The 16,117-nt window shown below is 45.9% G+C and carries 16 protein-coding genes; 3 read left to right on the top strand and 13 right to left on the bottom strand.

Going from position 1 to position 16,117, the window contains the following annotated elements; all coding sequences use genetic code 11:
* Window positions 1-128: 128 nt before the first annotated feature.
* From DRW41_RS05965 to DRW41_RS05945, 5 genes are all read right to left on the bottom strand, one after another.
* Window positions 129-836: an ABC transporter ATP-binding protein gene (locus tag DRW41_RS05965; RefSeq protein ID WP_115451064.1), complete on the bottom strand. Its 708-nt coding sequence runs from the start codon at window positions 834-836 to the stop codon at window positions 129-131.
* Entirely contained in the window at window positions 836-1,615 is a 780-nt protein-coding gene (locus DRW41_RS05960) for an ABC transporter ATP-binding protein (RefSeq protein WP_115451063.1), read from the bottom strand. Before DRW41_RS05960 ends, DRW41_RS05965 begins: the two co-directional genes overlap by 1 nt.
* Window positions 1,590-2,561, bottom strand: coding sequence for a branched-chain amino acid ABC transporter permease (locus tag DRW41_RS05955; protein WP_115451062.1), 972 nt, complete (start codon window positions 2,559-2,561; stop codon window positions 1,590-1,592). The genes DRW41_RS05960 and DRW41_RS05955 overlap by 26 nt, the downstream gene beginning before the upstream one ends.
* Window positions 2,562-2,572: 11 nt before the next feature.
* Window positions 2,573-3,451, bottom strand: coding sequence for a branched-chain amino acid ABC transporter permease (locus DRW41_RS05950; RefSeq protein WP_115451061.1), 879 nt, complete (start codon window positions 3,449-3,451; stop codon window positions 2,573-2,575).
* Window positions 3,452-3,591: 140 nt separating this feature from the next.
* Window positions 3,592-4,779, bottom strand: coding sequence for an ABC transporter substrate-binding protein (locus DRW41_RS05945; protein ID WP_115451060.1), 1,188 nt, complete (start codon window positions 4,777-4,779; stop codon window positions 3,592-3,594).
* A gap of 282 nt (window positions 4,780-5,061) precedes the next feature.
* Between DRW41_RS05945 and pepT the strand changes: the two genes are divergently transcribed.
* On the top strand, window positions 5,062-6,297 hold the full coding sequence (gene pepT, locus DRW41_RS05940) for a peptidase T (protein ID WP_115451059.1): 1,236 nt from the start codon (window positions 5,062-5,064) through the stop codon (window positions 6,295-6,297).
* 39 nt (window positions 6,298-6,336) lie between these two features.
* Here pepT and DRW41_RS05935 read toward each other — a convergent pair whose 3' ends face one another.
* From DRW41_RS05935 to DRW41_RS05905, 8 genes are all read right to left on the bottom strand, one after another.
* Entirely contained in the window at window positions 6,337-7,545 is a 1,209-nt protein-coding gene (locus DRW41_RS05935; RefSeq protein ID WP_115451058.1) for an ABC transporter permease, read from the bottom strand.
* Window positions 7,546-8,430 carry an ABC transporter ATP-binding protein gene (locus DRW41_RS05930; RefSeq protein WP_115451057.1) on the bottom strand — a complete coding sequence of 295 codons (885 nt, stop codon included), beginning with the start codon at window positions 8,428-8,430 and terminating at the stop codon, window positions 7,546-7,548.
* A gap of 171 nt (window positions 8,431-8,601) precedes the next feature.
* The gene (locus tag DRW41_RS05925; RefSeq protein WP_115451056.1) at window positions 8,602-9,621 is read right to left on the bottom strand and encodes a LacI family DNA-binding transcriptional regulator; all 1,020 of its coding nucleotides are present in this window, start codon (window positions 9,619-9,621) and stop codon (window positions 8,602-8,604) included.
* A 78-nt stretch (window positions 9,622-9,699) separates the two neighbouring features.
* Complete coding sequence (locus tag DRW41_RS05920; RefSeq protein ID WP_115451055.1) at window positions 9,700-10,515, bottom strand: carbohydrate ABC transporter permease; 816 nt, start codon at window positions 10,513-10,515, stop codon at window positions 9,700-9,702.
* Entirely contained in the window at window positions 10,515-11,375 is an 861-nt protein-coding gene (locus tag DRW41_RS05915; RefSeq protein ID WP_115451622.1) for a carbohydrate ABC transporter permease, read from the bottom strand. The genes DRW41_RS05920 and DRW41_RS05915 overlap by 1 nt, the downstream gene beginning before the upstream one ends.
* 258 nt (window positions 11,376-11,633) lie before the next feature.
* A complete protein-coding gene (locus DRW41_RS05910) occupies window positions 11,634-12,941 on the bottom strand; it encodes an ABC transporter substrate-binding protein (protein ID WP_115451054.1) in 1,308 nt (435 codons plus the stop codon).
* Window positions 12,889-13,092: a hypothetical protein gene (locus DRW41_RS22890; RefSeq protein ID WP_181884441.1), complete on the bottom strand. Its 204-nt coding sequence runs from the start codon at window positions 13,090-13,092 to the stop codon at window positions 12,889-12,891. Before DRW41_RS22890 ends, DRW41_RS05910 begins: the two co-directional genes overlap by 53 nt.
* Before the next feature lie 139 nt (window positions 13,093-13,231).
* Window positions 13,232-13,561 carry an MGMT family protein gene (locus DRW41_RS05905; protein WP_115451053.1) on the bottom strand — a complete coding sequence of 110 codons (330 nt, stop codon included), beginning with the start codon at window positions 13,559-13,561 and terminating at the stop codon, window positions 13,232-13,234.
* A gap of 337 nt (window positions 13,562-13,898) precedes the next feature.
* Between DRW41_RS05905 and DRW41_RS05900 the strand changes: the two genes are divergently transcribed.
* Both DRW41_RS05900 and DRW41_RS05895 read left to right on the top strand, forming a co-directional pair.
* A complete protein-coding gene (locus tag DRW41_RS05900) occupies window positions 13,899-15,047 on the top strand; it encodes a GGDEF domain-containing protein (RefSeq protein WP_245959363.1) in 1,149 nt (382 codons plus the stop codon).
* Window positions 15,048-15,350: 303 nt separating this feature from the next.
* Window positions 15,351-16,070, top strand: coding sequence for a YebC/PmpR family DNA-binding transcriptional regulator (locus tag DRW41_RS05895; RefSeq protein ID WP_115451051.1), 720 nt, complete (start codon window positions 15,351-15,353; stop codon window positions 16,068-16,070).
* Window positions 16,071-16,117 lie beyond the last annotated feature (47 nt).

The following is a 16,117-nucleotide window of genomic DNA, read 5'->3' as shown; positions in this document are numbered from 1 at the left end:
CAAAGAACGCTAAAAACCACCCCTCTTGACATAGGAAGGATGGTTTTAAATGGCTAGTTAAGTGGCACCACATATGCCCCTTTTACTTTTCACTATTTATGGCCCCTAAAAACATGGCTAGTTCACTATCAATGCCCGCCAAGGTAAGCCATTTTCACTTGTTCACTTTCATTCAGCTCGGCGGCTGTTCCCGATAGGACTACCCGGCCGGTTTCAATGACATAAGCGCGGTTGGCGATCGACAATGCCATATGGGCATTTTGTTCAACGAGCAGAATCGTTGTCCCCGTCTCATTAATTTCAGTAATAACCCTGAAAATCGTTTTTACAAGAAGGGGTGCAAGTCCCATGGACGGCTCATCAAGGAGAAGGAGCCTTGGCCTTGCCATCAGGGCGCGACCCATGGCGAGCATCTGCTGTTCCCCGCCGGACAGTGTTCCCGCCTGCTGTTTTTTCCGTTCCAACAGCCGAGGAAACAGATCGTATACTTTATTGAAATCCTCCTTGATGCCCTCTTTATCCTTGCGGAGAAACGCCCCAAGCTCAAGGTTTTCCTCAACAGTCATATTCGAAAATACACGCCGCCCCTCGGGGACATGGGAAATACCCATTTTAACGATTGATTGAGCCGCCTTGCCGGCAATCTCATCCCCCTTAAAGTTGACTTTTCCCCGCTTTGGCTTCAGGAGCCCGGATATTGTTTTCAGCAAAGTGCTTTTCCCAGCGCCATTCGCACCAATCAGCGTGACTATTTCACCTTCATTTATTTCAAGGGAAACTTCCTTTAACGCCTGGATATTTCCGTAATACACATTGATTCCATCCACTTTCAGCATCACGATACCTCCTCGCCCAAATACGCCTCGATTACCTTTGGGTTATTCCTGATTTCTTCAGGCGTTCCTTGCGCAATCAGCTGTCCATGGTCAAGGACGTAGATACGTTCACAAACCCCCATTACAAGCCCCATGTCATGCTCAATCAACAGAACAGTCAGGTGGAAGCGGTTCCGAATGAAGGAAATCAGGCTCATTAACTCCTTCGTTTCCTGAGGGTTCATGCCTGCCGCCGGTTCATCAAGAAGCAATAGTTTCGGGTTGGCCGCGAGTGCACGGGCAATTTCAAGCCTCCGTTGCTGGCCATACGGCAGATTTTTCGCTTTCTCGTCCCTAACACGGTCCAGCCCGAAGATTTTCAGGAACTCAATTGCCTTTTCATCCATTTCTCGCTCACCTTCAAAATGCTTCGGAAGGCGGAATATGGAGCTTGGTATCCCATGTTTCGCCAAGGAATGATAGGCGACTTTGACATTGTCGATAACGGAAAGTTCGCCGAAAAGACGGATATTCTGGAACGTCCGGCTGACGCCCTTTCTTGTAATTTTATACGGAGGCAGCTTCTTCAGGTTCTCGCCATCAAGCTTTATCTCCCCTTCAGTCGGAACGTAAACGCCTGTCAGCAAGTTGAAAAAGGTGGTCTTTCCGGCGCCATTCGGCCCAATCAAACCGACCAGTTCACCCTGGAACAATTCCAGGTTGACGTCCCAAACAGCTTTCAGGCCGCCGAAGCGGATTCCGGCCTTTTCAACTTTAAGCAACGGATTGCCCTGTGCCATCATGGTCGCCTCCCGCCTTTTTCGATTTTTTAAAGAATGAAGTGATTTCCCTTGTACCCAATAGCCCCTGCGGACGGTAAAGCATGGTTATAATGAGGATGATGCTGTATAAAATCATCCTTGTTTCCGGGTACGCCTGCAGGAACGTCGAAACAAGCGTCAGCAGGATGGCGGCGATAACCGCTCCCGATAGGCTGCCCAGCCCGCCAAGCACAACAATGATCAAGATATCGAACGATTTAAGGAAGCCGAAATTGGACGGCTGAATGATGTAGAAGTTATGGGCAAAAATTGACCCCGCCACTCCAGCGAAGAACGCCCCGACCGCGAATGCCACAACCTTGTAGTACGTTGTGTTTATGCCCATCGCATCCGCCGCGGTTTCATCTTCCCGGATTGAAATGCAAGCCCTGCCATGGGTGGAATTTGTAAAATTGACGATGACAACGAGCGTGATAAGCACACAGGCGAATGTCCATGCCCATGTACTTAATGGCATAACCTGCATCCCGCTCGCCCCGCCAACATAATCGAAGTTTAAGAGAGCGATCCTGACAATTTCACCAAACCCAAGCGTGGCAATCGCCAAATAGTCCCCTTTTAGGCGAAGGCTCGGGATACCGATGAGCAGCCCCGCAATCGCGGCAGCAAGCCCTCCAATGATAATCGCGACGGCGAATGGCATTTCGAACATCATGGTCATGACCGCCGATGAGTAAGCCCCTACCGCGAGGAAACCGGCATGCCCGATTGAGAATTGGCCGGTAATACCGATAATCAAATGCAGGCTTGCCGCAAGCATAATGTTGATGCCAATCGTAATCAGGGTATTAACATGGAATATATTCAATATTCCTCCGGAAATCATCGCCTGGATGACAGAAAAGACGACCAAAGCCAGTACAATTGAGAGCCAGAAGCCTTTTCCTCTCTTAACGTATTTCATCTTGCTCCCTCCTATACTTTCTCTCTCATATTTTTCCCGAATAGACCGGATGGGAGGAAAATAAGAATCAGGATGAGGACAATGAATGCAACCCCGTCACGCCAGAGCGAGTAGCCAAGCGCGCTGACCAGTGCCTCTATAATCCCAAGCAAGAGCCCTCCTACCATGGCTCCCGGGATAATGCCGATTCCTCCAAGGACCGCGGCAACGAAGGCCTTAAGGCCTGGAATGATGCCCATCAGCGGTTCGATTTTCGTATAATAAATTCCGAAAATGACGCCCGCGGCGCCGGCAAGAGCCGAGCCAATCGCAAACGTTGCCGAAATTGTATTGTTCACATTTATGCCCATAAGCCTCGCAGCATCGGCATCATGGGACACCGCCCTCATCGCCTTGCCGATTTTCGTCTTATGGACAATGAACTGAAGGATGACCATCAAGGCGACCGATATTCCAAGTATAAAAAGAGATTGGCTGCTGACATTCACTCCAAAAAGATTAATGGTTTCTTTAGGAAGGACATTATCAGGATACGCTTCGGTCTGGGCTCCCCGGACATAAATGACGCTGTATTCAATAAGAAGTGATACGCCAATCGCGGTAATCAACGCCGCTATCCGCGTCGCGTTCCGAAGCGGCTTATAGGCAATCCTCTCAATCAAGACACCGAAAAGGGAACAGACGGCCATAGTAAGAATAAGTGCGGGAAAAAAAGAAAGCTCAAGAACCGTAATCGAATAAAAACCGACGAATGCACCGACCATAAAAACATCGCCATGGGCAAAGTTAATCAGTTTTACGATTCCATAAACCATCGTATAGCCAAGGGCGATCAGAGCATAAATGCTTCCAAGTGAAATTCCGTTTATCAATTGCTGTACAAATTCCATAATTATTACTCCCCTTGAAAGGTACTGTTATTTGGTGTATCTTATCGGGTTTTCCTCCTTTAATCATCTTCCGGAAGTGTTTATTGTAAAAATATTAAAAACCCAAAATAGGGGGACGATGCCCCCTATCAGGTCTTTCTTTATGGATTAACCTTCGTTTCGAAAGCTTGCTGGCCATTCTCGTACTTCAGGATTGCTGCTGATTTTACAGGGTTGTGGTTTTCATCAAGGGTAAGAGTACCAGAGACAAGCTGAAGGTCCTTTGTTTCCTCAAGAGCTGTTCGGATTTTTTCCGGATCGGCGCTGCCGGCGCGCTTAATTGCATCAGCCAGATAATAGCCGGTGTCATAGCCCAGGGCTGCGAAGGCATCAGGTGATTTACCTTTGTTCGCATTCTTGAAAGCTTCAACAAACTCCTGGATTTTCGGATCTGGATCAGCTGACGAATAATGGTTTGTGATGAACGTGTTACCCAGGGCATTTGCCCCAGCTAGCTCAACCAGCTTTGGTGAATCCCAGCCATCTCCTCCCATAATTGGTACATCAAGGCCGATTTCACGAGCCTGCTTAATGATCAGGCCAACCTCTTCATAGTAGCCAGGAAGGAAAACGAAATCTGGATTTTGGGATTTAATTCGAGTCAAAGTCGCCCTAAAGTCAGTATCCTTGGCGATGTAGGCTGCATCTTCAAGCAATTCCCCGCCTTTTGCTTTAAAGGCTTCTTTAAATGCCGCCGCAAGCCCCTTTGAATAGTCGCTCGCTGTATCAATGTAGACAACAGCTTTCTTGGCTTGCAGCTCATCAGATGCGAAATTAGCCGCCACTGTTCCCTGGAACGGGTCGATGAAGCATGTCCTGAATGCATAGGCGTTCAGCTTCCCGCCTTTGCTCGTTACATCCGGATTCGTTCCGGTAGGAGTAATGATCGGGACTTTATATTTCTCTGCTAATTGGACTTGGGCCAATGTATTTCCGCTTGTTGCCGAGCCGATTATCGCGGCGACCTTGTCCTGGCTGATCAGTTTAACCGCTCCGGCAGTAGCTTCCGAGGCGTCAGACTTATTATCGAACTTAACTAGCTTAATTTTTTTGCCGTTAATGCCTTCTTTATTGATTTCGTCCACAGCCAGCGCAAGCCCTTCGGAAATCGATTGGCCATAGGAAGCTACTCCTCCCGAAAGCTCAACGTTTACCCCAATCTTGATCGTATCGCTGTCTTTGCCACCCGAGCTGCTTGACCCGCTGCTTTCCTTTGTGCCACAGCCTGCCATAATGCCGGCAATCAAAGAAAATGATAGAAAAATTCCTGCCAACTTGCGTTTCTTCATTTTTAGTTCCCCCTTCTCTTTTTTAACCTTTACCACCATAGAAAACTGAAAATACATTTGATTCATAATAAAAACAATATTCTGAAAACATTGTACATGATTCATTTCATCCCGTCTAGTGATTTAAAGGTTTATTGCCATAGCTTTTTTGTTTTGTTTATCCTCTTTTTTCGACAAATGGATATTTCTTTATTCCTGAGATTTCTGTTAATTCCGTGGTTTGTATTATAATGGCATTGTCATGGAAATATTTTCGATTACATATGTGGGGGTAGAACAATTTTGAAATCAGAAATTATTGAACGTTTCACTTCTTATGCCCGGGTAAACACCCAATCCGATGAATCGAGCACAACTTGTCCGTCCACTTCCGGCCAGCTTGAGCTTGCCAGGATGCTTGTTGACGAATTGAAAAAGATCGGAATGGAAGAAGTAACAATGGATGAAAACGGATATGTCATGGCGACCCTGCCTGCCAATACAGACAAGGACGTCCCGGTAATCGGCTTCCTGGCACACCTGGATACCGCCACCGATTTCACGGGCAAGGGCGTAAACCCGCAAATCATTGAGAATTACGATGGCAAAGACATTGTCCTGAACGAAGGCCTGAATGTAGTCATGAAAACTAGTGACTTCCCTCAGCTTGCCGAATACTTCGAGCACACGCTGATTACAACGGACGGAACGACCCTCCTGGGTGCCGACAATAAAGCGGGGATCGCGGAAATCATGACCGCGATGGCATACCTGATAAAAAATCCAGACATTAAGCACGGAAAAATCAGGGTCGCTTTTACGCCGGACGAAGAAATCGGCCGAGGACCGCATAAATTCGACGTTGACGCATTTCAGGCAAAATACGCCTATACAGTTGACGGCGGCCCAATCGGGGAGCTTGAATACGAAAGCTTCAATGCGGCTTCAGCAAAGCTTACCTTCAAGGGATCGAATATCCACCCCGGCACCGCGAAGGGCAAGATGGTCAATTCCGCTAAAATCGCAATGGAGTTCCACCATCGGCTGCCTGAGGCCGAAGCTCCAGAATTGACGGAAGGCTACGAAGGTTTTTACCATTTGATTTCCTTTAACGGGGATGTTGAAGAAACAAAGGTTTACTACATTATCAGGGATTTTGACCGCGGCAGTTTCGAGGCAAGGAAGCAGAGGATGGCTGAAATCGCTGAGGAGCTAAGGAAAACCTATGGCGAGGGCGCTATCCAGCTTGACCTGAATGACCAGTACTACAATATGCGTGAAAAAATCGAACCGGTAATGGAAATTGTCGATATCGCCCACGAAGCGATGACAAACATCGGTATTACACCAAACATCAAGCCAATTCGCGGCGGTACGGACGGTTCCCAGCTTTCCTATATGGGCCTTCCAACCCCGAATATCTTTACCGGCGGAGAGAATTTCCATGGAAAGTATGAATTCATTTCCGTAGACAATATGCTGAAGGCGGTGCATGTCATCATTGGAATCGCCAGGCTTTTTGAAGAAAAGGCCAACTAATGAAAGGAGGCAGGGGACGAATCCCCTGCCTCGCTTAATTTATATTTCCCGGCTTTTTGCCATTTTAACAATATCTACAAGAGTTGTCTTCCCGTTGTATCTCATGACCCCTTTTGTATAAATCCGGTTTGCGATATAGCTTAATACCCCTATTGTCGCAATCAATATTGCGATTGAAACGCAAACCTCCAACACCCCTGCTTCACCAAGGACAATCCGTGAGAAAACGACCATTGGGGAAAAGAACGGTATATAGGAACTCGCCAGGACTATACCCGCGTTTGGGTCCATCATCGTTTTGATTCCAAGCATAAAGGCACCCATCAGCAAAATGGATACCGGAAAAATGATTGAGCCGATGTCCTCCATCCTGCTGATCACCGATGTTATCGAAGCGAACAACAGGGCGTACACGAAATAGCCCAGGACAAAAAACAAGCTCAAGAATAAAAATATTTTCAGGTTAAGCGCTGAGAGGTCGAGCGGCATTCCGAAAATTTCAAGTTCACCCGATGTCCACCCAAGCAGCTTGGCCATTCCATAAGCAAGGGCAACCATGCCGATTTGAATCAGCCCAGAAACCATCGCGGCGATGATTTTCGCATACATCATCATGGCAGGCTTAACCTTTGTAATCATGATTTCCATGACCCTTGATGTTTTTTCTCCGGCAATGCTTAACGAAACCGTGTTTCCAAACATGATAATAAACATGTACATAAGGAAAAGGAAGAAGTAAACAAGCCCGAGCGACTCTGTTTTCTTAAGGGCCACTTCAGTTACTTTTACAGGTGTCAGCAGTGCTCCAGCTACAGCGGGTTCTAATTTATTCTCTGAAATGACAGTATGCAGATACTGAGGCTGGATGATGGAATTGATCAGCCCGAGCACCTGGAAGTCCGCCATCCGGCGGAAATAATATTCAATTTCCGGGGTTTGGCCGCTTCCCTTCAGGATGATAAGGGCATCGGCATTGCCATCCTTTACTTTCTTCTTCAACCCTTCAACCTTATCCTGCCCGATTTCTTTTACATCGGCAAAATCAGCTTTCGCCCTGCTGGTGTCAAAGGAATAGCCGGTCGACTGGTTGCTGACATAGACAGTCATTTTTTCATCCTTGCCAAAGTAATGCGTAAAACCGAAATAGCCAAAAATGGCTGCGAATAATACAACAGCTGTGATGATAAAACCCTTGCCGGACAAACCTTCCTTTAAATGAAACCGCAATACTGCGAGGAACTTTTCCATTTAGCCCACCCTCTCGACAAAAATTTGATGGAGCGTCGGTTCAAGCAGGGAAAAGTTCTGAAGGGGGACACCGTCAGCCTCGGCGGCTTTCAGTATATCCATCCCTTCTTTTTCGTTATGTACCTTCGCATTATAAACCAGGCCATTTTTTTCGAATGGCGTATTCAATTTCCTGAATACTTGTTCAAGCTGGCCTGCTGACGTAATCCGTAAGTTCTTGTAGCCATATTCATCTTTGACTGTTTGAAGCTTTCCGGACACAACGATATCCCCTTTTTTCATCATGCAGACATTCTCGCAAAACATCTCGATTGATTCCATGCGATGGCTTGAAAGGATAATCGTTTTTTTCTGTTCAACAAGCTCTTCTATGACATTGCCAAGACTGGTTGCATTCACCGGGTCGAGTCCGCTGAACGGCTCGTCGAGAATGATAATGTCGGGATCATGCAGCAAGGTGGCAATGATCTGGATCTTTTGCTGGTTGCCTTTTGACAGCTCACTTGCCAGTTTGTTTTTATACTCGGTAATTTCAAACTTTTCGAGCCAATAATCAATACGCTCATTGGCAAGCTTCCGGCCCATCCCTTCAAGCTGCCCGAAGTATCGCAGCTGCTCGGCAATCTTTGTTTTGGGATACAGTCCTCTTTCTTCAGGAAGATAGCCAATCGATAGCTCTTCCCTAAGAAACGGCCGCCCTTCCCAAAGAATTTCGCCGCTGTCTGGGCGAACCAGGCCAAGCATCATTTTAATCGTAGTTGTCTTACCCGCGCCATTCCTGCCAAGTAGTCCCAGCACTTGGCCTTTTGGCAGCTGAACCGAAATATTGTTTACGGCGACATTATCGCCGTAGCATTTTGTAAGATTCCGAATTTCCAATCCCATCTTTTCCCCTCCTCATAAATGCTATCTTTTTATGTATTAAGCCATTTTCATGCCATCCTAACTATAATAATTGTTCTGCCGGCTTTCAAGGATTTCATTTCATATTTAGTAATATTTATCCATATAAAAAGCCCGCATAATATGGCGGGCTCTGTTTAAAAGGCATATTCCTCAGAGAATCGGCGCGCACGATTTCCGTTCAATCAGTTTGGCCGGAATAATAACGCCCTTCGGCTCAACCTCCGGGTTTTCAACCTTTTCTATCAAATATTGCGTAGCTTGATAGCCTAGCTGAAAAGTTCCAATATCTATTGAAGTCAGGGGCGGATTCGAATGTTCCGATAAGGAAAGGTTATTGAAGCCCGCAATGGAAATGTCGGCCGGCACCCGGATATCGTATGATTCGAGGCAGCCAATCATTTCGTGCGCGAGAAGGTCATCGAGGGTGACCACCGCGGTCGGGCGGTTTTCAACCTCTAAAAGGGCCTTCACCGCATTCTTCCCGTTTCCCGCTACCTCATCATTCGTAATCGTATATTGCTCTCCATACGGTATTCCGGATTCGGCAAGCGCTTCGCGGTATCCCTTAAGCCGGTCGATTGTCACTACAAAGTCGGGGCTCCCTCCAACAAACGCGATTTTTTTATGGCCCAGGCTTATTAAATACTCGGTAATCTGCTTCGTTATCCCAACATTATCGTTGTCGACATACGTAATAGAATTCTTATTTTTATACGGCCTTCCCACTACTGTAAACGGGAACCCGCTTTCCCTAAGGTATTCCATCGTCCTGTCCTTAATCCTGGAATACAGCAGAATAATCCCGTCCACCCGCCGGCCCATCACCATTGACACAACCTCTTCATGTATCTCGGCCAGGGTGGACCCCGTTGAAAGATAAAGCCCGTATTTCGCCGCATGGGCATGCTTGCTGATGCCTCTCAATACCTCCGGGAAGAAAGGGTTTTGAAAGGCTTTCTCCGCTGAGGCCGGCATAATCACCCCGATGGTCCTTGTGCTTTTTGCTGCTAGGCTCCTTGCCTGAAGGTTCGGGTAATAGCCAAGCCGCTCCATAACTTCCTTAACACGCCGCTTCGTTTTCTCACTAATCCGGGGACTGTCGGCAATGACCCTTGACACGGTGGAAGGCGCCACATTCGCTTCTTTTGCAACTTCTTTTATCGTAACCATCCTGCTTCCTCCCGGCATACAACTGCATCTGCTTTTTTCTGTCGATATATAGGCAAGAGATACTTGCCTATGTTGCCTTTACTTGACGGCACCTTCCGAAATCCCTTTTATGATTTGCCTTTGCGCGAAGAAATACGCAACAATGACCGGAATGATGCCAATCGTCAGGCCGGCGAGGGCCAAATGCCACTGCTTCGTGTATTCTCCAAAAAAGAAGAACATTTTCAGAGGGATCGTTTCCATGCCTTCCTGGTTGATAACAAGCGATGGAAGGAGGTAGTCATTCCAAATCCAAATTGTATTAAGAATCCCGACAGTTACAGTAATCGGCTTTAACATTGGGAAAATGATGTACCAGAAAATCTGGAATTTATTAGCGCCATCAATTGTGGCAGCTTCATCGAGCGTTTTCGGTATGGAAGTCAGTGTTCCATGATAAAGGAATATCGACAGGCTTGCTCCGAAACCAAGGTACATAAAGACAAGCCCGCTCCTATTCAGCATATCGATTTTCCCAAAAATAGTAACGAGCGGTATCATCACGGATTGGAACGGAATCAGCATGGCCGCAACAAATATAAAGAAAATGATTGTGCTGGTTTTGCTTTTGTTCCGGGAAAGGGCGTAAGCCGCCATGGAGGAAAACACGATAATGACCGCTACGCTCGCAACCGTAATAATGAGCGAGTTCATAAATGTCTTCATGAAGTCGAGCTGCGTAAAGGCAATGCTATAGTTTTCAAAACTGAATAATTCCGGCAGCTTCAATGTATCGGAAAAGATTTCCCGCTTCGTTTTAAAAGAATTGACAATCATTAAGTAAAAGGGTGATAGCCAGAGAAGCCCAAGCAAGATTCCGATGATTTCAATTGGCAATTTGGCTGTACGCTTCACTAGAGCTCAACCTCCCTTTTCTTGTTAATGTAAACTTGTGTCAGCGAGATAGCCGCCACGATGATGAAAAAGATAACCGCCTTGGCTTGCGCATAAGACATATTCAATTCAACAAATGCCGTTTTAAAAATTTCCATTGCGACCATCTGGGTCGAATTGTACGGTCCCCCCGCCGTGAGGGAAAGGTTTTGGTCATACAGCTTAAACGTGTTGGACAAAGTAAGGAACATGCTTACCGTAAAGGCTGGCGCGACAAGCGGGAGAACGATATAGCGGAGGCGCTGGAAGGGGCTCGCGCCATCAATCTCGGCTGCTTCAAGCAGTTCGTGCGGAACGCCTTCCAAATAGGCGATGTAAATGACCATGATATAGCCGGACATCTGCCAGCTCATTAGAATGACAAGCCCCCAAAAACCAGTTTCTGTGGTTGAGAGCCAGCCCTGCAGGCTTTCCACTCCCATCAGGCTGCCAATCCCGTCAAACACCTTCATGAAAATAAACTGCCAAATGAACCCAAGAATTAGCCCGCCAATTAAATTCGGCATAAAAAAGATCGTCCTGAGAAAATTGCTGGACTTAATCCTTGATGTAACAATAAGGGCCAGCGATAGGCCAATCAGGTTGATCAAAATAATCGAAACGACCGAAAATTTGACTGTAAACCACATGGCGTCCATGAACTTTTTATCGCTGAATACATTGATATAGTTTTCAAATCCGATGAAACCGCCTGTTTCGATGCCGTTCCAATTTGTAAAAGAATAATAGATACCAAGGCAGAGCGGCAAAATAACGACCATCGACAACGCCAATAGGACCGGAGCAAGAAAAAGCCAGTATGATAAATCCTTCGTTCGCAGCATGTATAACCCTCCACATCATTCGCTTCGTTCACGGTACAATCTTGCCAGAAACCGCAATGGAAGCCTCGCTTTATCTAAAAACGGTGCCCAATAGGCATGCCGCTTAGTTTTCAAGTTCATAAATTTTGGAAAATAGCGGCAACTAGCAACAAAGGGACTGACCCATAAGGTGTTCGCCTTATTGAATCAGACCCTTTGTCTCCTGGCCATGTGCGGGAAATATTAATTTGCCCGATAGCCGAACTTACTTATTCTTTACTTGTTCCTTGCTTTTTCCCATGCTTCTTTTGAAACATTCACAACATCATCCCACTTAGCCTTGCCGGTTACATATTTCTGAATTTCAATACCCAGAGTATCCTGTCCCCATCCTGTTGGGTAGCCCATGAAGGTCCAGCCGATCGTCTTGCCTTCCTCGGCATACTTGTAGATATCCTTGGCAAGTGGATCTGATATTTTTGAAGAATCATAGCCGCCATAAGCCGGAATGAATTTAAAGTCGTTCAATACTACTTCTTTTCCTGCGTCGGACGTGTAAAGCCAATCAAGGAACTTTTTCGCTTCTTTAATCGTTGCTTCATCTTTGTTGCTGTTTACGCCCCAGTACATTGGGATGCCGACAGGAATGGAGTCTTCCTTGTAGCCTTCAACCGGAATTGGCAGGAGGCCGATGCCGTTATCGGCGAATTCCTGGTCGATACCGGCGATTGAACCGTATACCCAGTTACCTTGCTGGATCATCGCAACCTTTTGCAGCGAGAACAATTCTTCAACCTGCTTGGAATAGTCGAGGCTGACAACCGGCTGGACTGAATACTCATTTTGAAGGTCAAGAACCTTTTTAAAGCTGTCGCCATATGTGAAATCAACGTTCTTTGCTGCAAAAGCTTTTAATACGTTGCCGTCAAACTCGCCCGCCAGGAAGGCGTTGGATAAATGAAGGCCTGTAACCCAAGTTTCCTTTGCAGGAAGAGCGAATACTGCCTGAAGTCCAAGTTCTTTCTTCTTGCTGTCGAGTGTTTTTACAGCTTCTTCAAGGGCGGCAAAGCTCTTGATATCTTCAGGATTGATGCCGGCCTTTTCGAAAACGGCTTTATTGTAGATGAGGCCATAGCCTTCCTGGTTGAATGGGAGACCCATTACTTTACCATCGACTGTCACGCCATCAAGTGTTCCTTCAAGTGCCGCTTCTGCAGCTTTTGTATCTGACAAATCAGCAAGTTTGGATTTCCAGTCTTCAACGTCCTGAGGGCCGCCCACATTGTAAATGGCAGGCTCCTTCCCGGATGCAATCTTGGACCTTAGAGCGGCACCGTAATCTTCACCGCCGCCAACTGTCGTAATGTTGATTTTAATTCCTTTGTTTTCTTGTTCATATTGTTTTGCAACCGCTTCAAACTGATCCTTAAACTCTACTTTAAATTGGAAAATATCAAGTGTGACATCTTTGTTTTTCGATGTTGTATCCTTGGAACCGCCCGATGAAGATGAACAGCCGGCCAATACAAGGCTAAACAACAGGATAACTGCGAACAGGCTTGAAAAAATCTTTTTCTGTTTCATGACGAACCCCCGTTAAGTAAGTGTTAGACAGGCAAATGTAAGCGTTTGCGCCTGCTATAAAAAAATCTCCGCCACGCAATCCGGCGGTGGGTGACTGTGCACCCTTATGTGAAATCGTTTGCACTAAAACATTAAAAAAAAGCACTGTCATGCGAAATACAGATGATTTAGCCGTACGACCCTCCCTTTTCGATTTTGAGAAAGCGTTTGCACACCTTGCTCACTTATCGTATCACGTCTGAGATCCCACCCGCAATCTTTTTGTATGAAAAAATTAACAAATCGAACAATCAATACTCCCCAAATGCCCCCCACCATTCGGGCTGATAGCCGAAAGATTTGAGATTGATTTTGTTACCCTCAAACGTAATCCCTTCAAGCTTAAGCAGCAGAATCTGCTGACAACGCGTCTCTTCATCCTGTATGGAAATTTCGCCGCGGCTATTTACCACACGATGCCATGGAAGGCTGTACTTTTCACTCATTGAATGAAGAACCCGGACCACCTGGCGAGCGGCTCTGGGGCTACCGGCAAGCCTAGCAATCTGTCCATAGGTCATCACTTTTCCTTTTGGGATATCACGGATAATCCCGATTGTTCTTTCTGTAAATGGAGTCATTCTATATCCCGCTCTCTGTAGAACCTTAATCGTTTTTGTAAAAATCACCTAATGTAATAGATAGTTTACCATAGATATTGTCCCATTCATTAAAATGCCCCGCGGCAGCGTTGCAGTTATTTACATATCATGAAATTATTTCTGATTTCTCTAAAAATAGTATGCAAATTATGTCAAAATTCAAGTATTATTAAAGTTATAGGATTGGGAAGGGGCAGCAACTGCAATGTGGAGAGCAAGGATATTCGATTTCATTTTGTTTTTTTCCGCACTGGCTATTGCCGTGCATTCGCGGAGCCTGGAAGTACATACAAACCTATTTTTAAAAGCACTTTTTTTGTTTTGGGTTTTTTCGACCCTTTACCATCACTTGCGGGTCGTAAAAAAAACCGGAAGCACGAATGTAGACTATGGGATTAGCTACAGCCTGTCATTCGGTATTTTTGCCGGGCCGCTTGGGCTGTTCATCTTTGAAACGATTTACCGGTTTACGATTTTCTTTAATAGGAAAAGGACCAAAACAGCAGACCCCGAAGAATTTTGGGATACATTTTATAATATTGGATCGTTTTCGCTGGCTTATTCAGCAGCCTACTATTTATACAATCTGCTCCTGCCGTTTTTTGAACCTCTGCCATTAGGGTTCTGGATTTTGTTATTTTTGCTCGTAGTTGTTTCATCATTCCTGATAGATACCTTTTTGATATGCATTTTCCGAATTCTCGGTGATGTGAACTCGGTTAGGGATGCTCTCGACTTTTATAAAAGCAGGAGCCTTACTGATATGGGTAAAACGGCGTTGACGAATGGACTGCTGCTGCTTTTTATCCATGACGCTGAATGGGGGACGCTCGTTGCCCTTTTCTTATTGAATTACCTTGTCAGCTTATCATTTTATTCAAAATCCCAGAGTATACAAGATAAATACGAGAGGGATAAGTTTGAACAGATGGCCTATACGGATTTTCTCACAGGCATCAACAATAGGGCCTATATGGACCTAAAAATTGCGGAACTTAGCCAGACCGAGGAATATATCGGAGTCGTTGTTGCGGATATCGACAAATTCAAAAGCATCAACGACAACTACAACCATTCCATCGGCGACCAGGTCATCCGGCATTTCACCAAGACTCTGAAAAACTACCTAAACGCCAATGACAGTCTTTTCCGGAGTGGCGGCGAAGAATTTACACTGTTTCTTAGGAACAGGAGTTACTCCCAATGTGTCGATTTAGTCGAAAGGATTTTACGAGGAGTGGAAAACAGCACCGTTGAAGTCGAGTTCGCTTCTGAAATCGTTTCCATCTCCTATACATCTTCTTTCGGCCTATATTTCTACAAAATTTCAGACCAGGTCCCCCTTGAAAAAGGATATATTTATGCCGATCACCTGCTGCTGGAATCGAAGCAGGACGGCCGAAACAGGATAACTGCGGTTAACGGCTGTGTCGATGCAGGCAAAACTGTTCTCGTAAACAACTAAATAGAACGTATGAAAAGCCGGCACACCAACGCGGCTTTTTCTGTTCAATATAGAAACTGTAAAATTCAGTCCATCTCCATCGTATTGGGGTGCTTCGGGTTCGTGCCGCACAGCCGTCCCGTCCTATTGGCATATGTTCAATAATTTTGCAATTTAATTTCTTCCTGAAATTGTTGTATAATAATTCGTGGTGATTTTTTTCGGCTTCTAAACTCCGATTGAAGATACAGGATAAAGGGTATTTATTTTGGTAATTGCATTAATTATCCCATGGAGATTTATAGGAAAGAGAGTGTGTTCAGAATGGGCCGCAAATGGAATAACATCAAGGAGAAAAAAGCATCCAAGGATGCAAATACAAGCCGTATTTACGCAAAGTTTGGCCGCGAGATTTATGTCGCCGCCAGACAGGGCGAGCCGGATCCTGAATCGAACCAGGCACTCAAGGTCGTCCTTGAGCGCGCAAAAACATACAATGTACCGAGGGCCATCGTTGACCGGGCGATCGAGAAGGCAAAGGGCGGTTCTGAAGAAAACTACAGCGAACTGCGCTATGAAGGTTTTGGGCCAAATGGGTCAATGGTTATTGTCGATGCCCTGACAAACAATGTAAACCGGACCGCTTCGGAAGTCCGCGCGGCTTTTGGGAAGAATGGCGGGAATATGGGAGTCAGCGGATCTGTTGCCTATATGTTCGATGCGACAGCGGTTTTCGGAGTCGAAGGAAAAACAGCGGACGATGTTCTCGAACTGTTGATGGAAGCCGATCTAGATGTGCGGGACATTATTGAAGAAGATGATTCGGTAATCGTTTATGCGGAGCCGGATCAATTCCATGCAGTTCAGGAAGCGTTTAAAACTGCCGGCATTACGGAGTTTACCGTTGCCGAGCTGACAATGCTCGCACAAAATGATATAACCCTTCCTGCCGATGCGCTGGCCAAATTCGAAAAAATGATTGATGCGCTTGAAGATCTCGAAGATGTCCGCCAAGTGTATCATAATGTCGATTTGGGAGAATAGGCAATCCATTTTTTATACAGGCTTTCCAGTCAGGAAGGCCTGTTTTT

Source organism: Neobacillus piezotolerans, from assembly GCF_003362805.1.
In the GTDB taxonomy this organism is placed as follows: domain Bacteria; phylum Bacillota; class Bacilli; order Bacillales; family Cytobacillaceae; genus Bacillus_D; species Bacillus_D piezotolerans.
Note: the sequence above shows the minus strand (reverse complement) of the source record. Positions and strands in the feature narration are given on the sequence as shown.